A 20,381-nucleotide genomic window follows, 5' to 3' on the forward strand; every position below is an offset into this window, starting at 1 on the left:
CCCCACTAATACATTAAAATCACGACTAACGCACCGATTAGGACACCTAGGCTTTTCCACATTTTCTCGTAGCGCTGCTGCTCATCTCTGGCATCCGTTTCTTCCGATTGAAGTTGGCTAATCGCAAGCCGTAAATGCTTGATTTGGTCACTTCGATCCGAAAGCCCCAGAACAGGTCCCAGTTGAAGAATCACCTCTTGCTCAGCTTGCCTCATGGAGGTTCTTGCCCAGACTTCCTTAACCGTCATTTGCCATAGATCCTTGGTAGACTCGCCATTGCTTACAAGCAACCGTTCTGACATCAAGCGAAATAAGGTAGAAAGCGGATCAGCGACCTGCTTGCTTAATGAAGCAAATGCCTCTGGCAGCGGCGTAAGTGCATAGGCAATTTCCGTTTCCATTCGGCCTAGCGCGTTGATAAGTCCACGAATTTGCTTTGGTCGCCTCACATAGTGAGCAGCCTGTAGAAAACCATACATGGAAGCTGCACCGAAGATCAGAACTCCTCCAACAAATTTCAGCATCACCATCGTCCTTTGCGTTCGTCATACATCTCCATGGGCTTGCCTTGATGATCTAGAATCCGAAAGGAAGCCGGAGCACCTTTTCTTCGCTGGAGGATAACGTATCTCATAAACACCCCTTCCTCCATTAACTGCCTGAGTACGGGCCGTCTAAGAACATCCTCGTAGTTCGCTCCATGCGCCGTAGCTAGAACACGAATACCCGTGTGAACGGCCTCATGAATCGCATCCGCATCCTCAGCTCGACCGATCTCATCGACGATGAGAACCTCAGGAGATAGAGAACGGATCATCATCATCATGCCTTCTGCCTTCGGACACCCGTCTAGCACATCCGTGCGCGGACCTAAATCAAATCTCGGTACCCCTTTGACACAAGCAGCCAGCTCGGAGCGTTCATCTACAATGCCAACTTTCTTGCCTGAAAGCGTGTTGTTTCTTGCCCCCCATTCGCCTCGGCTAATCAGTCTAGCCAAATCACGAATCAAAGTGGTCTTCCCTTGCTGTGGCGGGGAGATGATGAGTGTGTGATGAATGTTTCCCATACTCTGATCTAAGAGATATGGTAAAATCTCTTGACCTACACCTTGAATCTCGCGCGCGATCCGAATATTGAAAGAACTCACATCGCGAATTTGCTTTACTTGACCATGATCGAGGATGGTACGCCCAGCTAGTCCTACGCGATGACCGCCTGACACCGTGATATACCCTCTTCGCAGTTCTTCCTCAAAGGTATACAACGAATGATTCGTAAGTATCTCGAGCAGGGTTAAACAATCTTGCCTAGTCGGTTTATACGCCAAGACTTCTTGGGTGATCATTTGCCCTCGTTCACTGATGAAGGCATAGCGGTCTGCCCAGCTAATCTCAAGGGGGCGTGACTCTCTCACCCTGATTTCTTCCACGCTAGCTTGTACGTTTTGTGGAAGCTCACTTAACATGAATCTGATGTTCTGGGGCAATAGGTGTGTGATACTCGCTAGCATCGTGAGACAGCCCTCCAAGTTGTCCAGTCTTCTATATTCATTTCTATGCTTACTAGAAAGAAATATGACCGATTATTACTTTTTAATAATCCCAATAAACAGACAGCTGACTCCAGCAATGATCCACAACATCTTCCCATATGATAGTTTTTCTGCTATGCCTACTAAACCTATCGTTGTCGTCGTTAATAGTACTAGAGGACCTACTAGTGCTAGAGCTGAATTCACCAACAACGCTTTCTCAATTGTCGCCAACCGAAGCATGAGAATAGCTGCAATAATTTCGATACTCCCTGACATCATCCGTAAGGAAGCCATCGTTAGTACGATCTTGTTCATGAACAAACTCACCTCCTAAAAGTTTTGAGCAGCCCATGCAAGCGAAGCGGAGTATTGCAGCGTCAAAACTCGCATCGGAAGCAAAAGCTTTTTTCCCTACCTTATGCGAGCTCGTCTCATTTTAGGCATGCTGGGCACCTCCATTTGTGCTCATGCATATGCTGTACACATAATTGATCCTTCGAAGGACAGTGAGGAGAAAGACCGATGGAAGTGACCTCTCAATTGAAATGGAACCCCGTTCTAGCCGACCCTACAGGCCATAGGCAGATGAAACCAAGAACGTTGGGGAAAACGATGGTGATGGATAAAGGACTCGGCATGCTTGCCTTCCAGGATTTACTCCACACCTCAAGTAGCCATGTGGATATGATCAAGCTTGGTTTCGGAACATCCCCGTTGTATCCACTAGCCGTACTGCGAAGCAAAATTAACCTAGCCAAAGAGAATAACATTCTCATTTACCCAGGGGGTACTTTTCTGGAAGTTGCTGTACGACAGCATGCAGTAGATTCTTTTTTTGACATGATACTTGCACTCGGCTTTAATGGCGTTGAAATTTCTGACGGAACCATTCAAATGGATCGTAGACAGCGTAATGAGCTGATTGCCAGAGGTTTGGATGAAGGGCTAGAAGTTGTTACGGAGTATGGCAAAAAAGGCTGGGGCTCTACGATTGAATTAGCGGAATTAATTGAGACTGTCTTAATCGATTCGGAACTAGGCGCTTCCCTTGTTACGATTGAAGCACGTGAATCTGGCATGGGTGTTGGGATTTTCGATGGGCAAGGAAAATGTAAAGATGAGGAATTGCACGGCGTGCTTGCTTCCATCTCAGGAGATCAGCTTTTATGGGAGGCGCCGCTAAAAAACCAGCAGGTGCACTTGATTAACTCCCTTGGACCCGATATTCATTTGGGCAATATATCGCCTGATGAGGTAATTGCATTAGAAGCTTTGAGGAGAGGACTTCGTTCTGACACGTTGTCCTTAGGTACCAGAAAGGATTAACACATGCATATCGAGGTGATCGCCAACATCGGCGAAGCAAGAAGTGACGAGTTTCTCCATAAAACCGTCATTGTCGTTGATGTTTTACGTGCAACTAGCACAATCATCACCGCATTGATGAATGGCAGCAAAGGCGTAGTCCCTGTTGATACGGTTATAAAAGCGAAGGAATTGGCTCGTTCTGGCGATTTACTCGGCGGTGAACGCTATTGCAAAAAAATTCCGGGTTTTGATTTTGGCAATTCTCCACTCGAGTACACGCGCGAAGCCATTCAAGGCAAACGCGTCATTTTAACGACCACAAATGGCACCAGAGGGATTCAAAAGGCGATAAAAGCCGACCGGGTGCTCGCTGGAGCGATCATGAACGGCAGAGCCACCGCAGCGGCAGCAATCGACCTTAAACGAGACACAGTGATCGTATGTGCGGGTACTCAGGATGTATTTTCCTTAGAAGACGGCCTTTGTGCAGGCTACATCGTTGACGAACTCGCATCTTTATTAGGAGAGGGTCTTTTGGTCACGAATGACTTCGGCTTGGCAATGCGTGGTTGCTATCTCGAAGCCAAGGATCGCTTATTTGAGACCATCCTTGCCTGCAGCAACGGTAAAAAAATGAAAAAGTCCGGCTTCCTCGCGGATGTCGAACTTTGCAGCAAAGCCAATATAACGGATTGCGTTCCTGTACTGGAACATGATCAGATGGTTCCCTTCCAACCTTAGCCCCCTTCGTTCTAAATACAAGCCCTGTTCATAAACTAAAATGACTACGTTGAGGACGAGGGGTTTTGTGAATGAATGGTGATCTACTCTTAGTTATTCTTATTATTATTGGACTAATTGGCCGTACGCCTATCATTACAACGGCGGCTTGTCTTTTACTTGCCATTAAATTAATAGGGCTGGATCGTTATTTCCCATCCATGGAGCGTAGAGGGCTGGAGCTTGGCTTGCTGTTCCTTACAATTGGTATTTTAATTCCATTTGCCAGCAACCGCATCTCAATGAAAGATATCATCTCCGTCTTTACGACTTGGCCTGGGATCATTGCCCTTATAGGCGGAGCGATTGCCACTTATATGAATGGAAAAGGTTTGGCGTTACTAAAAGTAGACCCACAATTAATTGTGGGCCTCGTGCTTGGTTCTATATTTGGCATCTTATTTATGCGCGGCATTCCGGTAGGTCCATTAATGGCTGCCGGAATTACGGCATTTTTATTGAAGCTTGCTTATTTTATTGCGGACAAACTCCATTAAGCTTCGAATCTTATCTACGATCTTCTGGTCCACCAACGAAGGCTTGCACCGCAGTGTCCAAGCCGTATGCTGTGTGAAGAGCACGGATGACATCTGTTAAGTTCGTGTTGTCAATGACACAAGACATTTTAATCTCAGATGTGCTTACCAACGAGATCGTAATACCAAGATCAGAAATGACTTTGAACATCGTAGCTGCAACACCTGGTGAGCTAACCATGCCAGCACCAACAATCGAAACCTTCACAAGATCAACTTCGGAGGTCACTTCACGGAAACCAACTTCAGCGCGAATTTGTTCAATTACATCAAGAGCTTTCTCGCGATCCGCTAACGTCGTTGTGAAAGAGAAATCAGCAGATCCATTGAGAACGCCGCTTTGCACGATGATGTCAACGTCAATTTGCACCTCAGCAAGTGCTAGGAAAACCTTCGCAAGCTGACCTGGCTTTTCGGGAACACCCAGAATACTAATTCTTGCTACATTTTTGTCATAAGCGATGCCACGAACGACGATTCCTTGCTCCATCACTGCTTCCTCCTTCACGTTGGTGCCTTCATTGTAATTAAAGCTTGAACGTACCACGAGTGTCACGTTGTAATTTTTCGCATACTCTACTGCTCTTGGATGAAGTACTGCAGCCCCAAGGTTAGCAAGCTCAAGCATCTCATCATAGGAAATCTCAGTAAGCTTTCTTGCTACTTTCACGATACGAGGATCCGTGGAATAAATGCCATCAACATCGGTATAAATTTCACATAGATCTGCTTTAATCGCTGCTGCAAGCGCAACTGCTGTTGTATCAGAACCGCCGCGGCCCAATGTTGTAATCTCGCCTGCCTCGGTCATCCCTTGGAAACCTGCAACGATTACGACATTCCCTTGCTGGATCGCATTCAGAACACGCTGCGGTTGAATATCCGTAATTCGTGCTTTACCATGAACTGACTCGGTATAAATACCACTTTGCCACCCGGTGTACGAAACCGCTTGTTCACCAAGATTATGTATGGCCATTGATAAAAGTGCTACGGACACTTGCTCACCCGTCGTCAACAACATATCCATTTCACGAGCCGGAGGGGCTCCATCGTAAATTTGCTTGGACAAGTCGATCAAATCATCCGTTGTATCACCCATCGCAGAAACGACAACAACACAGCTGTGACCAGCTTGTTTGCGCTCAACGATTCTTTTTGCAACTCGTTTCATTCGCTCCGCATCACCGACAGAGCTACCGCCAAATTTCATCACTATAAGAGACAAAGCTGACCCACTCCTAACGCATACTAGTGCATAACAATTCAATATTATAGCATACAATTGGCGGACTGTGGTAAGAAATGAAAAAAAGCCTTTCGTACTCCTTCGAGTCAGAAAGGCTTTATTCAATGCTTTATTAGTTGCTCGCGCGTGAAAGGTATTTTCCATCATCTGTATCAACGGAAAGAATATCGCCTTCGTTGATGAAAAGTGGCACCATCACATTAAGACCTGTTTCCACTTTCGCATTTTTCAAAGCACCTTGAGCTGTGTTTCCTTTAACACTTGCATCGGTTTCGATAACTTTCAAGTCAACGCTCTTCGGAAGGTTAATCCCAAGGATTTCACCTTGATAGCTCATGATCTTGATGTTCATGTTTTCTTTCAGGAAGTTCAATTCCCATTTCAATTGTTCGTGGGATAGTGAAATCTGATCATACGTCTCCGTATCCATGAATGTATAGTCGTCGCCTGCTGCGTACAAGTATTGCATTTCACGGTTTTCGATGTGAGCACGTCCAACGTTCTCACCTGCACGGAATGTACGCTCAACGGTGTTGCCGTTACGCAGGTTTTTAAGCTTGGAGCGCACGAATGCAGCACCCTTACCTGGTTTAACGTGTTGGAAATCTAGAACTGTAAAAATATCATGCTCAACTTCAATGGTCAGACCTGTTTTAAAATCGTTTACTGATATCACTTGTAAATCCCTCCGCTAGTCAATGATAAGAAAATCTTTGGTAGAATGTGTAAGTATTTTAATGCCGGTCTCAGTAATTACTACGTCATCCTCAATTCGAACTCCACCAAAATCAGGGAGATAAATACCAGGCTCAACGGTAACAACCATACCAGGAGTTAAAATCATTTCTTCGGTTTTCGACACGCGTGGAGATTCGTGAACCTCCATCCCCAACCCATGTCCGGTCCCGTGACCGAAATAATCGCCATAGCCGCGCTTCACGATAACATCACGTGCGAAGGCATCGCCTTCTCTGCCTGTAATGCCCGGTTTGAGGTTCGCCAAACAATTCAGTTGTGCTTCCAAAACAATATCATAAATTTCTCTATGCTTGTCTGTCGGCTTTCCTAGCATAACCGTTCTTGTGATGTCAGAGCAATAACCTTTATAATACGCTCCAAAATCCAATTTGACAAATTCGTTTAATTGGAGAACACGATCACTTGCTTTACCGTGAGGCAACGCTGAACGCTCACCAGAGGCCACAATCGTCTCGAAGGACGTCGAGGTCCCTCCGTTTTTGCGAATGAACATTTCAATTTCAAGCGCGATGTCTAACTCTTTGACACCTGGTTTAATGAAGTTAAGGATATGCGAGAAGGTCTGATCGGCCAAATCGGCCGCTTCCTGCATCACTTGCAGTTCAGCTTCATCCTTTACCATGCGAATCAATTCAACAAGTCGTGAAGTCGGCACGAATTCAATACCCGGAAGACCTTGTTGATAGTTTAAGAAATCACCATAAGAAACGTCGCTTTGTTCGAAACCAAGTTTCTTGATTCCTTGCTGCTGCAAGAGTTCGGTTACGGTCTCGATCGCCTTTGCTTTATGTTCAACCACTTCAAACAATTTGGCTTGCTGCGGCGCTTGCGTCATATAACGGAAATCTGTTAATAAAATGGCACGATCTAACGTAATAAGTACATAACCAGAAGAACCAGTGAAACCAGATACATATGTACGGTTATATGTGTTCGTGATGAGTAGTGCCGGTAATTCCTGCTTTTGCATAGCCTCGCGAAGACGTTCAATACGTTTCTCCTGCATACAAATCACCATTCCTTCTTTAAGTTTTGCTTTAGCAAAACTAACTTCGTAAGCAAATGCTTACAGATGGGGTAGTAAAGCTCGTAAACCAAGCGCATAGCTTTCTGCGCCAAATCCACAAATTTGACCAATTACGACGGGTGCGATGACCGAATGATGACGAAATTCCTCACGTTTATGAATATTCGAAATATGAACCTCTACCGTTGGTAATTGGACCGTAGATAGCGCATCGCGAATCGCATAGCTGTAATGGGTGAAGGCGCCAGGGTTAATGAGAATGCCATCCTTCGTGCCATACGCTTCGTGGATTTTATCAATAATCTCGCCCTCATGGTTAGATTGGAAGCTCTCCAATTGGATTGAAAGCTCTGTCCCTAGCTCATGCAAACCCTCAATAATGCTGGAAAGTGTTACGGTTCCATATACACCAGGTTCACGTATGCCAAGCATATTCAAATTCGGACCATTCAAAACTAGAACCCTTTTCAATTGGAAATCCTCCCGCAACAATCGTCATTGGTAACTAGCCTATTGCTGCTAATTAACCTTTGATATTCTACCATAACTTTCATGTCTTGGGTATAGCCTCTGTTGTTCTAGCGCTGGTATATTCAATGGCAATCGAATACCCGATAAACATTCCCCATACGAGGAATAAACACAAATCACTGATGATCGTATTTAGCTCTAATTCCGTTATCCAATACACCATTCCCGTAATCGGCCCAATCATAAGGTAAATAATCGCCCACCACACGGCGCCGTAGCCAATCCCCCAGAAAGGACTGCGCAGCTTGAACATCGTTACCATGTAGATGAAGGCTGCGAGTATTGAGAATAGAGCAAAGACCGCCCACCCAATGAACAGCCCCGTCCACGTGTTAAAAAAATCATGCTTGAAGAATGGTTCTACGAGGAAACCAATTCCGATGGTTGTAAATTTGAAATAATTTTCGACAATTTTGAGGGCACCCCATATCAGCCCGGCAAAAAAACCGATATATAGAACAAAAAACCAGCGATTTGTCTGCTTTTTCACAGCGGTATGCGCATTCGTCATCAGCAATCTTCCTTTCTCTACCGTAAAGGCTTGTCTTTTCATTGGCAATCATAGTATGTTCTGTCGCAATCGGTAGCATTCAACACCTGAATCCGTTACAATAAGAAAGTGAGTAACTGAATTCGAGAAAGATGAGAAGGTGAATCTTGTGGCAGAACAAAACAGTATATACGGAGGACAAGCCGTCATCGAAGGCGTCATGTTCGCAGGAAGAAATGTGCACGTAACTGCTGTGCGCAAAAAGGACGGTTCCCTTGATTTTTTGGAAGTACCGAAGAAAGTAATTCCGTGGGTTCAAGCACTTAAGAAAATTCCTTTCGTTAGGGGAATTGTAGGAATTATCGAGTCGAGTGCCAAAGGTGCACAGCATTTGAATTTCTCGGCCGAGTCGTTCGCTGAGCAAGAAGGCGATGATGACACGCCGAAAAAGGAAGAGAAAGCAGGCATTTTCTCAAACATTTCGATGGTTTTAGGCGTTGCCGTCGTTGGTGTTCTATCATTTTTGTTCGGAAAATTCATTTTCACCTTAGTGCCAGCTATTATTGAACAGTTTTTGTTTCAAAATGTATTTAGCAATCAAATTCTTCATAATCTTATAGAAGGTGTAATCAAAATCATTTTGCTGGTGGGGTATATCTACTTCATCTCACTTACACCTATGATTCGGAGATTGTTTCAATATCATGGCGCAGAGCATAAAGTTATTAGCGCCTATGAAGCAGGTATGGAATTAACAGTAAGCAATGTCCAAAAGTTCAACACACTTCATTACCGTTGCGGCAGCAGTTTTATCGTATTCACCGTTCTGATCGGTGTTGTCATCTACTCATTCCTTCACTATGACGGTTTAGTCGAGCGTATTGTGCAGCGTTTAATTTTGTTGCCATTGGTTATCGGAGTTTCTTATGAAGTATTGCGTTTTACAAATTCGCTTCGTGAAGTACCTGTTCTTCGTTATTTAGGCTATCCAGGACTTTGGCTTCAACTGCTTACAACCAAAGAACCTGAAGACAGTCAAGTTGAGGTATCCATTGCATCATTTAACCGCATGCTAGAAGCGGAAAAACGAATTATGGAGGGACGGGCATGAGAAGAAAGTTTTCCCCGATTGAGATTGCCATAGGAATATTGATTGCCATAGGCTTGATCGTTAGTCTGCGTGTATTATTCATTCCTATTCTTGTGCTTGGGGCGATTTTTCTACTGTATAAATTCCCACCTTCCCGTTGGAAAAAAACCTCGATTAATCGGGGTAATGTAAAAGGTAAAACGAAGAACGCCAAATTTCGCGTCATCAACGGCACGAAAGATTCAGATAAGGATGATTTTCCGAAGTATCACTAAGATAAAGATTTATGTGGTGGTCGCATCACAAATTTCTCATAATTTTCTTCATACGTACTGGCTGACCAGTTTTTGAAGTACGACTTGGCTGCCAGAAAGCCCGACTCGTAAAGTGACATGCTGAGCTCCTTTGAAATGGTGAACTGTGTATTACTAACACCAAGTGTAGGAATTTTAACGGTGCGGAAGCGATTCTTTTGCTCAATGTAGCGTTCATCGTGCGCACTTAACATGGTGCTGAAAAGCGCTTCTAGCATTGTGATGGGTCCACGGATCGTATGCGTTGGCGTATCGCTCTTCCCAACAAGTTGGAAGCCGATGACAGGCGTGAGTTTAGCGCGGGGCATTTCATTGTCGAACACCCACAGCGGGAAGTTGCTTAACAAACCGCCATCCACGATATAAGTAAATTGCTCTGTGAAAGGCTTAGCCTTCGCGGAGCTTTTTATATTCCGGCGAATTCTGACTGGATCGAAGAAATAAGGAATACTCGTGCTCATTCTCACAGCTTTGGCAACTGACAATTTTCCTGGCTCAATACCGTATTGAGCAATATCATTGGGGAGAACCAATAGCTTGCCATATGTGATATCAGAAGCAATAATACGGAGCTGATTGGGCCTCAGATCTGCAAAGGTGCGTATGCCTTTAGCTGCAAGCTGTTGATTCACCCAATGTTCCAATGCTTCGCCGGAATAGAGGCCTTTTTTGAGCAACAAGCGCGCCGCGGGTCCAATGATCTTCGTGTTGAAAATAGGAGAACGTTGCATAAACGACTTAAAAGGCGCTCTCAGGATCAACTCCCTCATTTCTTCTCCCGAATAGCCTGCTGCCAACAAAGCCGCCACAATGGAGCCAGAGCTTGTACCTGCGACTTCATGAAAGGTATACCCTTGTTCGTTGGCCGCGCTCACACAACCTGCCAGTGCAATCCCTTTGACGCCCCCACCTTCAAACACCCCGTTAATCTTCATACATCGCACCCTCCTTAAGCTCCATTTCATAGGGCTTCTTACGTATGTATGCGAGAGCAGTTTGTCTGTATTCATACAAAAAAAAAGACAGAGTACCGTAAACGGTCTCTGCCTAATTCTCTGCCTCTAATTCTTTACGAACATTCATAAGTTCATCAGCTCGACTTGGATCTCTTCGGAAATATTCCAATAAAGTTTCAATGCAAGTAATGGAATCCCAGCTCAAATGGTGCTCAATGCCTTCGACATCCTTATATATATTGTCCTCATGGACACCTATTGTCGTTAGAAAATTTTCCAAAAGCTCATGTCGATCCATCAAACGCTTGCCCATCTTCTTCCCTTTTGGCGTTAGGATGAGACCGCGATATTTTTCATAGATTAAATAATTATCTTTATCTAATTTTTGAATCATTTTAGTCACGGAGGAGGGGTGCACTTCAAGCCCTTCAGCAATGTCGGAAACACGAGCGTAACCTTTCTCATCGATAAGCTTGTATATTCTCTCCAAATAATCTTCCATACTTGGCGTAGCCATTGCTATATTTCCCCCTGCTGTGCGAATTTCTATCCACATACTGCTTTCCTATCATAATCCATCAACCCAGATGCGGTCAAATCTCCCATGATTCCTACAGCTCACTGCTTGGCACACTAAAATAATAGATTGTCATCCCGATATTTGATGGAGGTCCTCCATGTCTACTGAATTAATAACAAGGCCACTACCTAGCACGACGATTTTCGTACCAGAGCTTGTTTATTTTGAGCCAGATGCCATGAATTATCCAAAGGGAAAGCAGATATATGAATGGGCTAAACAAGAAGGCTTAGATATTCATATGACGACTTCCCATAATCAAATACGTGATTTACCTGGTGAAACAGAATTAGATAAATATCGGATTGCCAAGAGAACCTTGGTCGTCGGCATTAGGAAAACGTTAAAATTCGAAACGTCCAAACCGTCCGCAGAGTATGCGATACCAATAGCAACGGGGTGTATGGGACATTGCCACTATTGCTATTTGCAAACTACGATGGGTGCGAAGCCTTACATCCGCGTCTATGTAAATATAGACGATATTCTCGGGGCAGCTAAGAGCTATATCAAGGAACGTGAACCTGAAATTACACGTTTCGAAGCTGCGTGCACATCAGATCCAGTCGGGCTTGAGCATATCTCGGGCTCGCTCAAACAGCTGATCGAGTTCATGGGTGAACAAGAGCACGGCAGGCTGCGTTTTGTCACGAAATATCATCATGTGGAACCTTTATTAGATGCCAAGCATAACAAGCATACCCGTTTTCGCTTTAGCGTGAATGCCGATTATGTCATCAAAAATTTCGAGCCTGGCACCTCTCGCTTTCACGAGAGAATTGAAGCGGCAGGCAAAGTAGCCAAGGCTGGATATCCGCTTGGTTTCATCATTGCGCCTATTATATGGTACGAAGGCTGGGAGGAAGGCTATGCCACGCTGCTTGAAAAGCTTTACAAAACGCTTCCTGCAGAATCTGCGGAAGATCTCACTTTCGAGATGATTCAGCATCGATTTACGAAAACAGCTAAGAATATTATCGAGAAACGTTATCCCAAAACGAAGCTGGAAATGGACGAAGAAAAGAGAAAATACAAATGGGGTAAATATGGGAAAGGCAAATATGTATACAAAGATGAACAAGCCACTGCGTTGAGGGAATTTATTACGGAACATATTTTCGAAAAATTCCCTCAAGCGAAGATTGAGTATTTTACCTAAATCCTTAGAATTTCAAGAAATCTGGTGTAATGGAGTTCAGCCAAAGTGTGATTTGCGTCATTTTACCTGTATAAAGAAGAACGGCGATAACAATCATCAATCCCCCGCCAATTTTCATGATGGTAGCGGAATAGCGCAAAATCCATTTGGTTGAACCGATGAAAAAGGAAAGCACGAAGAACGGAATCGCAAACCCAAGTGAATACGATGTTGTTAGCTGAAACCATGTTCCCGGTTCCGTAGCTGCTAAAGCCAGTATGGCTGATAGAATCGGCCCGACACAAGGTGACCAGCCCGCAGCAAAGCCCATACCAACGAACACAGAGCCAACATAGCCAGCAGGACGAAATTTAATGGACAGCTTGCGTTCTTTCATTAACCATTGCGGTTGAAAAATACCGAGTAGAAAAAGTCCCATTACAAATATTAATAGTGCAGCGATTTGTCTAAGTAAGTCACGATAATCAATGAAAAAGCTTCCTACGAAGCCTGCTGTTAACCCTAAAGCGTAAAAGATGATGGAAAAGCCAACAATGAAACTTAATGTGTGGAGCATCGTTTGGCGTCTTACTTGAACAGTTGTTCTTCCTGACTTGAGTTCACTGACAGAAATTCCTGTTATGTAGGATAAAAACGATGGATATAAAGGCAGACAACAAGGTGAAATGAAGGAAGCAATTCCCGCCCAGAGGGCGATCCATAAATTAACAGAATCCATGATTTATATCCTCAATCCTCTTTTCAAAATGATCCCGATCAAAATAGCGATTAGGCTCAGTACGACCGTCCCGCCTGGCGCCAAATCCCAAATACCAGCTACAACCAGACCAACAATTACGGCAATTTCCGAGAATAAAATCGCTAAAAATACGGAATGTTTAAAACTTCGTGCAATTAATAAGCTGCATGCGACTGGAATCGTTAGTAACGAGGAAACAAGTAACGCACCTACAATTTTGATAGCCACTGAGATAACAAGTGCAGTCAGCATTGTAATCATCATATTATAAAATTTCAAAGGAAGTCCACTTACACTCGCAGCATCCTCGTCAAAAAACATCAAGAAAAATTCTTTGAAGTGAAAAGCAATAACGCCGATAACAAGCACACACACAACTAAGACCACCCACAAATCCGTGGAGTCCAGTGTATATATACTACCGAACAAATAACTCATAACGTTCATATTGAATCCCTTGCCTAAGGTAAACAGCAGCGTTGCAAGCGCTACGCCACCCGACATGATGATGGCTATCGAAAGCTCAGCGTAGGTTTTATAGGCCTTGCGGAGCCGTTCTATAGCAAAAGAGGCAAGCAGGGCAAACACGAGTCCCACGCCCAATGGGTATACATTGATCAAAAAACCAAGCGCTACGCCGGCAATTGAAACATGTGCTAACGTGTCCCCGATCATGGACAACCGCCTGAGAACAAGAAAAACGCCCATCAAAGGCGCTGTAAGCCCGATCAACAAACCACCTATTAAAGCACGCTGAAAAAAGTATTCTGTAAATATGTCCAAAATGCCCGCTCCTTACTGAACTCCGATCATCTCTCGAATCTGGCCGAGTGAATGTGTTAAATTCGTCTCACGGCAATCCTCGGGATCATGGGTATGCTTCACATAAAACTTGATGCCACCGCTTACCTGCTGCGGCTCTGTTCCTAGATACGATTGAATCATGTCCATATCATGGGAAACCATAATAAAGGTCATATGGTGATGCTGATGCATGTGCTTGATCATTCTGAAGAAGCCGATCTGCGTTTCAGCATCAATACCTACCGTAGGCTCATCTAAGATGAGTAACTCAGGGTTGTTAACAATTGCACGTGCTAAGAAGGCTCGCTGCTGCTGCCCGCCTGAAAGCTGGCCAATACGCCGATCAGCTAAATCCTCAATGCGCATCGCAAGCATCGCGTCTTCTGCTTTTTGCAGCTCAGCTTTCGATAGTCGGCGGTAGACGTTCTTTTTGTTATACATGCCCGAAAGCACAACTTCTCTTACCGTAGCTGGGAATAAGGGGTTGAAGGCATTTTTTTGTGGAACATAACCGATTCGTTCCCAATCCTTGAATTGATTCAAGGGTCGATCAAATAATCGAATTTCCCCGTTTGTTGGTTTCAACAAACCAACTAGCATCTTAAGAAGCGTTGTTTTCCCTGCACCGTTGGAACCAATTACACCAACAAAATCGCGCTCAAACACATTAAATTGAAGATTGTTTATGACCGTCTTATTTTCGTATGAAAATGAAATTTGATCGATTGAAATGATCTTCTGATGGCATAACATTTTATCACTATTTTCCATCTGCTTACCCCTGACTAACCAAGAATGGTCTTTTTCCCTTTATTGTAAGGCGATGACTAGGTTTTTCAAATTTTTGTCCATGATCGAAATAAAATCTTCGCCAGCTTTTAACTGTTCTTCTGACAGACCCTCAAGTGGATTGAGAACTAACGTGTCAACTTTCGCATCTTTCGCTAATGTCTTTGCCAACTTATCCGAGACAAGCTCCTCGAAGAAAATATACTTCAATTGATGATCTCTAATAAAAGCGTTGATTTGCTTCAGATCCTGTGCTGTTGGTTCAGCGTCCGGCGATAATCCCATGATGGACATTTGAGTCAAGCCGTAGTCTCTACATAGATATGCAAATGCATGATGAGATACTGCAATTTCTTTTTTGGCAGTTTGAGCAAGTTCCTTTTTGTATCTGGCATCTAAATCCGATAATTTAGCAGCATATTTCTGATAGTTTTGCTCGTAAGCATCCTTATGTGTCGGATCCGCTTCAATCAAAGCTGTTTTAATATTATTAGCCATTTTTTGCGCATTTAACGGGCTTAACCAAGCATGAGGATCAAATTCTTCTTTATTATCATCAGTTGTGATTAAATTAGCCCCTTTACTAGCTTCGACGACGCGGACAGTTGATTCACTTGATAGACTTCCAAGAAAATCTTTGACCCAGCCTTCAAATCCAGCACCTTGATAAACGAAAATTTGTGATCCAGACATATTTTTGATATCTCTGCTTTTTGGTGACCAATCATGAGGCTCAACACCAGCTGGTACAAGATTGATCACATTCACATAATCGCCGCCAATTTGCTTCGTGAAATCATATAAGGGATAAAAGCTAGTTACCACATTCACTTTTCCTTCGACTAATCCTGCTTTCGAGTTTCCACAGCCCGCGATACAAATCGCAACAACCATCAATAAACCTATGTAGAAAAACTGCTTTGCATGTCTTGTCATTTTCTGAGCACCTACTCTAAATCGTAATTTTTTTTATTAACGATTTGATTATACGAGTTGGCATTATGGAAAGTCAATATATTTGGGTGGAAAGTCAAAAAAGCCAGGCTGTATTGTTCACAGCATGGCCATTTCTAATTTCCCGCAGTTTTATTCAGATCCATCCGTTTTTTCTTCTTCGGAATCACCGGAGTCACCAGAACTTCCAGAATCACCAGACCCAGATGAATCGCCTGAGGCTCCTTCCTCACCTTTAGCTTCCTTGGCTTTCTGTTTTTCCTCGCTGCTACCCTTCGTTGGTTTGTCTGCTTCTTCTTTCAGCTTTTTATAACGTTCCTCCGACTCTTTAATGAGTTTTGCATCCTGCTCCTTTTGATATTCAATCACCTCGTTGAACATCTGATACTGTTTTTTCAATTCTTGATCGATCACACTTTCTTTGCTTTTAGCTTCAGCTTCTTTCTTGGCCTCTTCCTTTTTCTTCTCGCCTCCGCCAAACAACGAACAAGCTGTCAATGTGATGATCAATATTGCAATGGTTATCCCTTTTCCAATACGCCTAATAAGCATCTCACTCACTCCGTGATTAGTTTCCTTTAGCTTGCCCGTTGTCATCAAAAATACCCCAACACAGCAAAGACCCCACCCTGAAAGTTCAGAGATGGGGTCCTTCGTGTTGGAGGCTATTATTTCACGATCGCACCGTTCGGCATCGAATCCGGAACGGTCGCTAGTGTGAGTTGATCGCCGTGTGAAGCGGCGAGAATCATACCTTGAGACAGCTCGCCGCGCAGCTTGGCGGGCTTCAAGTTCGTGACGCAAATAACTTTGCGTCCAACAAGATCATCGGGCGTGTAAAACTTCGCGATGCCCGAAACAACTTGGCGCTGCTCGTAGCCAAGATCAAGCTGCAGCTTGAGAAGCTTGTCGGCGCCTTTCACTGGCTCCGCCGAGATCACTTGCGCGACGCGCAGCTCCACCTTAGCGAAATCGTCGATACCGATTTCGTCTTTGGGCTCCGGCGCAGGCACAGCTTCAGTAGCAGCAGACGCAGGAGTTGCTGATGCTTTAGGTTCATCGGTGCTCACGGAAGCACCGCCACCCATAGCCTCGACGATAAAGGCGACTTCTGCCGCCACGTCGAGTCTTGGGAACATGGGCTCACCCTTCTGCACCTTAGTGCCCGAAGGGAGATGCCCGAATGACTGCACGCTTTCCCAAGCAGTCAAGCGTGGTAAATCCTCAGCAGCTAAGCCAAGCTGCGCCCAGATCAGTTCTGGTGTCTTCGTCAAGAAAGGACGAAGAAGTACAGAAGAGATGCGCTGGGATTCGGCCAGCACGTACATGACGGAGCCTAGCGTATCACGCTTGGCATCATCTTTCACCATCGACCATGGCTGCGTTTCGTCGATATATTTATTCGTGCGGCTAATCAACTGCCACACCGCGGAGAGCGCGATGGAGAACTCCATTTTCTCCATCGATTCTTCGTACTTCGCTACTGTCGTACGAACCGTCTCCAGAAGACTCTCGTCAAATTCAGTAGCTCCAGGGATATAAGCTGGAATGCTACCTGCAAAATACTTATCGATCATCACAATCGTACGATTTAGCAAGTTCCCTAAATCATTGGCCAGATCATGATTCACACGCTCCACGAAACTCTCTGGTGTAAACGTGCCGTCTGCTCCGAATGGTACTTCGCGCATGAGGTAATAACGAAGAGCATCCAAACCATAACGGTCAATAAGTGTAACAGGATCCACAACATTGCCCTTCGACTTTGACATTTTGCCATCCTTCATGAGCAGCCATCCGTGTGCAAACACCTTTTTCGGCAATGGCAAATCTAGTGCCATTAACATAATCGGCCAATAAATCGTATGGAAACGCACAATTTCCTTGCTCATTAAATGCACATCTGCCGGCCAATAGTTCTTGAAAATCGTCTCGTCGTCAGATCCATACCCGAGCGCCGTAATATAATTCGAAAGCGCATCAATCCAAACATAAATGACATGCTTCGGATCACCCGGAACTTTGATGCCCCAGTCAAATGTAGTTCTCGAAACCGCCAAATCCTCCAAGCCAGGCTTAATGAAGTTATTCAACATTTCATTCTTACGCGATTCTGGCTGGATGAAATCAGGATTTTCCTCGTAGTATTGAACCAGACGATCCGCATATTTACTCATCCGGAAGAAATACGTTTGTTCCTTCATTTTCTCTACAGGACGGCCGCAGTCGGGACATTTTCCATCTACAAGCTTACTCTCTAGGAAAAAGGATTCATCCGGAATACAGTACCAACCTTCGTATTCACCTAAATATATATCTCCTTGATCTAGTAAACGCTGAAAAATTTTAGCTACTGCATCCTTATGACGATCTTCCGTCGTACGAATAAAATCATCATAAGAAATATCCAGCTTCGCCCATAGCTCTTTAATACCAGACACGATATTATCTACAAACTCTTGTGGCGTTGTTCCTTTTTCTTGCGCTTTGCGCTCAATTTTCTGTCCGTGTTCATCTGTACCTGTTAAATATCTAACATCATAGCCTTGTAACCTTTTGTAGCGCGCCATAGCGTCCCCAGCAACAGTTGAATATGCGTGACCAATATGCAGCTTATCACTTGGATAATAAATCGGCGTGGTAATGTAAAATGTTTTTGATTGTTCGGACATCATTCGTTCCTCCAATATCGAATAGTAGAAAACACAAAAAACCCTCATCCATCTTGGGACGAGAGTTGAACTCACGCGGTACCACCCAGGTTCCCCCGCCTTTCACAAGCTCGGGGCTCAGTAAGTCTATAACGACTTGCCCATTAACGCTGGGACACGAGACCAGCTTACTCTCCGCATTGATTGTGTAAGCATTGCTTTACACTCTTGTGCTGAGAAGCTCGAAGGCCTATTCTCCGGGACCATATTCCAAACATACTCCTATACCGGCTTTCACCTGACCCGGCTCTCTGTTCATAGGCATCCGATTGTACTTATCCGTTCATCGAAAAAACAATATTTAGCATCTTTAAGCACAATATATCGAAAAAAACAGCTACATGTCAAGCTGACAGAATTCATTAAATTAATTTATCTTCTTTGCAGGTACATGGTCCACTCCACCTGGGTGAAATGGATGGCATTTGCAGATTCGTTTCGCGGATAGCCAAGAACCTTTCAAGGGGCCGTGAACCTCTATCGCTTCTAGCGCATATTGCGAACATGTTGGATAAAATCGGCATGTAGGGGGCTTCAGTGGCGAAATAAACCTCCGATAAAAATGGATGGGTGCTTGAACAACCCTTTTCATCAGCAATCTCCTAGTTCTTAGTACATTAGTATCCTTCACTCATCATCTTGCCTGAAAATATGAATGGCGTCAAATACAACGTAACCCAAAACCTTATAACTGAAAACACTTCAAAAACCTTGTATATAAATGAATGGACACAAAGGTTTTCATTATTAACTTCATATTTAGCTTAAGAATTTTTATAGATTCTATATATGTATGGAAATCAAATTGCTCCTGCAAGTTATCGACTAGTTTAGGCATGCTAATTTTCGGTTTATCGGATTCAGCACGAGAAGCTTTCAAATTACGAAATGCAAGTAATCGACTTTCCTCAACTTTGAATGCTAAACAAATTTTTTGAAGCAATAGCTTCGCACTTCTATAATTAATTTGTAGAAGCTCGGACAAACCGTAAGCCGTAACTTCTGTATCACACTCAAATAAAGTCTGGATTGCTTTAAACCAAGTTAGTAAAGATAGTTTAGATTTATGCATGATTGTGCCAGCCGTGATAGAAACTTGCATTCTACACTCTTTGCACTCTAATAATCTGCGTGTACGAACTTGAAAAGCTTCATTGTGATCGCATCGAGGACAATGAAATCCGTTTGACCAACGCAGATTCATCAAAAAATCCTCACACGCCTCTTCCGTTTGACAAAATGACGCCCCATTAGCAATTGAATCAAAATTCATATCCTCTCACCTCGCGTCAGAACTTATGCTCTATTAATAAATCATTTATAGCAAACAAATGTTCGTAAGTAAACCATTTTTTATGAAATTTTCCATGTAACCCCCCTAGAAGAAGTGGCGATATATCTGGCGTAATACAAAAACTGTGATACATACAAGTAATGAAATTTAAACTGTTTTTCAAAAACCAATATGAATCTTTGATTAGGTTAATAGAGGGCTTTGGATGAAGATTTACTTAGTGGAACTTAGTTGAAATTACGTAGTGAATTGAATGCGTGCAGAGTCCCTTAGGCTATTAATTCGACTTTCCTCAGACTGATCTATCTGTAACATTAATCTGTAACACTATTGCTTGAGGCATGATTTTAGTAAACAGAATGATCTAGTCATCGCGACTTGTAGTTAGCACAGAAATCCGATATTGACGAGACGTGCACTCGCGGTGTTGGATGGATATTTCCGGAACATTTTAGTTACTTGGATTCCCATTGGGAAATGACTTGTAGATAATTCAGAATACCGATTTAGTTAAGTATGTGTACAGTTTGGATTTGGTTTGGGTTCGGTTTGGGTTGAGTTGGGTTGGGTTGGGTTGGGTTGGGTTGGGTTGGGTTGGGTTGGGTTGGGTTGGGTTGGGTTGGGTTGGGTTGGGTTGGGTTGGGTTGGGTTGGGTTGGGTTGGGTTGGGTTGGAGCGGCTTAGATGGCTCAGGTGTTACGTGCTCGGTGGCTCTGATCGCTCGAATGTCTCAGGTGGGGGCATGATTGTCGGATGGTCGATTCATGGTGACAAT

At 43.9% G+C, this 20,381-nt stretch carries 25 protein-coding genes; 7 read left to right on the top strand and 18 right to left on the bottom strand.

What is annotated here, in order from left to right; genetic code table 11:
- Positions 1-5: 5 nt before the first annotated feature.
- The 3 genes from spoIIIAB to AC58QC_RS14145 form a co-directional block, all read right to left on the bottom strand.
- Positions 6-524: a stage III sporulation protein SpoIIIAB gene (gene spoIIIAB, locus AC58QC_RS14135; RefSeq protein WP_497415765.1), complete on the bottom strand. Its 519-nt coding sequence runs from the start codon at positions 522-524 to the stop codon at positions 6-8.
- Entirely contained in the window at positions 524-1,513 is a 990-nt protein-coding gene (spoIIIAA, locus tag AC58QC_RS14140) for a stage III sporulation protein AA (RefSeq protein ID WP_497415766.1), read from the bottom strand. The genes spoIIIAB and spoIIIAA overlap by 1 nt, the downstream gene beginning before the upstream one ends.
- A gap of 75 nt (positions 1,514-1,588) precedes the next feature.
- Positions 1,589-1,852, bottom strand: coding sequence for a YqhV family protein (locus AC58QC_RS14145; RefSeq protein WP_497282297.1), 264 nt, complete (start codon positions 1,850-1,852; stop codon positions 1,589-1,591).
- 207 nt (positions 1,853-2,059) lie between these two features.
- Here AC58QC_RS14145 and comA point away from each other — a divergent pair, with 207 nt between their 5' ends.
- The 3 genes from comA to AC58QC_RS14160 all read left to right on the top strand — a co-directional run bounded on the left by comA (position 2,060) and on the right by AC58QC_RS14160 (position 4,122).
- Positions 2,060-2,863: a phosphosulfolactate synthase gene (gene comA, locus AC58QC_RS14150; protein ID WP_497415767.1), complete on the top strand. Its 804-nt coding sequence runs from the start codon at positions 2,060-2,062 to the stop codon at positions 2,861-2,863.
- Between the two features lie 3 nt (positions 2,864-2,866).
- The gene (locus AC58QC_RS14155; protein WP_497415768.1) at positions 2,867-3,586 is read left to right on the top strand and encodes a 2-phosphosulfolactate phosphatase; all 720 of its coding nucleotides are present in this window, start codon (positions 2,867-2,869) and stop codon (positions 3,584-3,586) included.
- Between the two features lie 71 nt (positions 3,587-3,657).
- Complete coding sequence (locus tag AC58QC_RS14160; protein ID WP_497415769.1) at positions 3,658-4,122, top strand: DUF441 domain-containing protein; 465 nt, start codon at positions 3,658-3,660, stop codon at positions 4,120-4,122.
- Positions 4,123-4,132: 10 nt separating this feature from the next.
- Here the strand turns inward: AC58QC_RS14160 and AC58QC_RS14165 are convergent, their stop codons facing one another.
- The 5 genes from AC58QC_RS14165 to AC58QC_RS14185 form a co-directional block, all read right to left on the bottom strand.
- On the bottom strand, positions 4,133-5,389 hold the full coding sequence (locus tag AC58QC_RS14165) for an aspartate kinase (protein WP_497415770.1): 1,257 nt from the start codon (positions 5,387-5,389) through the stop codon (positions 4,133-4,135).
- Between the two features lie 133 nt (positions 5,390-5,522).
- Positions 5,523-6,086, bottom strand: a complete 564-nt coding sequence (gene efp / locus AC58QC_RS14170; RefSeq protein ID WP_497415771.1) for an elongation factor P — start codon at positions 6,084-6,086, stop codon at positions 5,523-5,525.
- 15 nt (positions 6,087-6,101) lie between these two features.
- Positions 6,102-7,175 (bottom strand): M24 family metallopeptidase, encoded by a 1,074-nt coding sequence (locus AC58QC_RS14175; protein ID WP_497415772.1) that lies wholly within the window; start codon positions 7,173-7,175, stop codon positions 6,102-6,104.
- Positions 7,176-7,235: 60 nt separating this feature from the next.
- The gene (gene aroQ, locus AC58QC_RS14180) at positions 7,236-7,667 is read right to left on the bottom strand and encodes a type II 3-dehydroquinate dehydratase (protein ID WP_497415773.1); all 432 of its coding nucleotides are present in this window, start codon (positions 7,665-7,667) and stop codon (positions 7,236-7,238) included.
- Positions 7,668-7,746: 79 nt separating this feature from the next.
- The gene (locus tag AC58QC_RS14185; RefSeq protein WP_497415774.1) at positions 7,747-8,238 is read right to left on the bottom strand and encodes a YqhR family membrane protein; all 492 of its coding nucleotides are present in this window, start codon (positions 8,236-8,238) and stop codon (positions 7,747-7,749) included.
- 199 nt (positions 8,239-8,437) lie between these two features.
- Between AC58QC_RS14185 and AC58QC_RS14190 the strand changes: the two genes are divergently transcribed.
- Entirely contained in the window at positions 8,438-9,328 is an 891-nt protein-coding gene (locus tag AC58QC_RS14190; RefSeq protein WP_497415868.1) for a DUF1385 domain-containing protein, read from the top strand.
- Positions 9,325-9,582: a hypothetical protein gene (locus AC58QC_RS14195; protein WP_497415775.1), complete on the top strand. Its 258-nt coding sequence runs from the start codon at positions 9,325-9,327 to the stop codon at positions 9,580-9,582. The genes AC58QC_RS14190 and AC58QC_RS14195 overlap by 4 nt, the downstream gene beginning before the upstream one ends.
- Here the strand turns inward: AC58QC_RS14195 and AC58QC_RS14200 are convergent.
- Both AC58QC_RS14200 and mntR read right to left on the bottom strand, forming a co-directional pair.
- Complete coding sequence (locus AC58QC_RS14200; protein ID WP_497415776.1) at positions 9,579-10,556, bottom strand: patatin-like phospholipase family protein; 978 nt, start codon at positions 10,554-10,556, stop codon at positions 9,579-9,581. The genes AC58QC_RS14195 and AC58QC_RS14200 overlap by 4 nt on opposite strands.
- A gap of 112 nt (positions 10,557-10,668) precedes the next feature.
- Positions 10,669-11,094 (bottom strand): transcriptional regulator MntR, encoded by a 426-nt coding sequence (mntR, locus tag AC58QC_RS14205; protein ID WP_056614749.1) that lies wholly within the window; start codon positions 11,092-11,094, stop codon positions 10,669-10,671.
- A gap of 160 nt (positions 11,095-11,254) precedes the next feature.
- Here mntR and splB point away from each other — a divergent pair, with 160 nt between their 5' ends.
- Positions 11,255-12,316 (top strand): spore photoproduct lyase, encoded by a 1,062-nt coding sequence (splB, locus tag AC58QC_RS14210; RefSeq protein WP_497415777.1) that lies wholly within the window; start codon positions 11,255-11,257, stop codon positions 12,314-12,316.
- Positions 12,317-12,320: 4 nt separating this feature from the next.
- On the opposite strand, the gene AC58QC_RS14215 is transcribed toward splB, so the two are convergent.
- From AC58QC_RS14215 to AC58QC_RS14250, 8 genes are all read right to left on the bottom strand, one after another.
- Complete coding sequence (locus tag AC58QC_RS14215) at positions 12,321-13,034, bottom strand: cytochrome c biogenesis CcdA family protein (protein ID WP_497415778.1); 714 nt, start codon at positions 13,032-13,034, stop codon at positions 12,321-12,323.
- A 3-nt stretch (positions 13,035-13,037) separates the two neighbouring features.
- Entirely contained in the window at positions 13,038-13,838 is an 801-nt protein-coding gene (locus AC58QC_RS14220; RefSeq protein WP_056614758.1) for a metal ABC transporter permease, read from the bottom strand.
- Between the two features lie 12 nt (positions 13,839-13,850).
- Positions 13,851-14,630: a metal ABC transporter ATP-binding protein gene (locus AC58QC_RS14225; protein WP_497415779.1), complete on the bottom strand. Its 780-nt coding sequence runs from the start codon at positions 14,628-14,630 to the stop codon at positions 13,851-13,853.
- Positions 14,631-14,669: 39 nt separating this feature from the next.
- Positions 14,670-15,584 (bottom strand): metal ABC transporter substrate-binding protein, encoded by a 915-nt coding sequence (locus tag AC58QC_RS14230; protein ID WP_497415780.1) that lies wholly within the window; start codon positions 15,582-15,584, stop codon positions 14,670-14,672.
- 150 nt (positions 15,585-15,734) lie between these two features.
- Positions 15,735-16,199 (bottom strand): hypothetical protein, encoded by a 465-nt coding sequence (locus AC58QC_RS14235; protein ID WP_497415781.1) that lies wholly within the window; start codon positions 16,197-16,199, stop codon positions 15,735-15,737.
- Positions 16,200-16,270: 71 nt separating this feature from the next.
- Entirely contained in the window at positions 16,271-18,274 is a 2,004-nt protein-coding gene (metG, locus tag AC58QC_RS14240) for a methionine--tRNA ligase (RefSeq protein WP_497415782.1), read from the bottom strand.
- A 406-nt stretch (positions 18,275-18,680) separates the two neighbouring features.
- Positions 18,681-18,905, bottom strand: coding sequence for a membrane protein insertion efficiency factor YidD (gene yidD, locus AC58QC_RS14245; RefSeq protein ID WP_497415783.1), 225 nt, complete (start codon positions 18,903-18,905; stop codon positions 18,681-18,683).
- Positions 18,906-18,998: 93 nt separating this feature from the next.
- Entirely contained in the window at positions 18,999-19,586 is a 588-nt protein-coding gene (locus AC58QC_RS14250) for a transposase (RefSeq protein WP_497415784.1), read from the bottom strand.
- 559 nt (positions 19,587-20,145) lie between these two features.
- On the opposite strand from AC58QC_RS14250, the gene AC58QC_RS14255 reads away from it, so the two are divergent.
- Complete coding sequence (locus AC58QC_RS14255; protein WP_497415785.1) at positions 20,146-20,352, top strand: hypothetical protein; 207 nt, start codon at positions 20,146-20,148, stop codon at positions 20,350-20,352.
- The last annotated feature ends 29 nt before the right edge of the window (positions 20,353-20,381 follow it).

The organism is Paenibacillus sp. J22P51 (assembly GCF_059692215.1).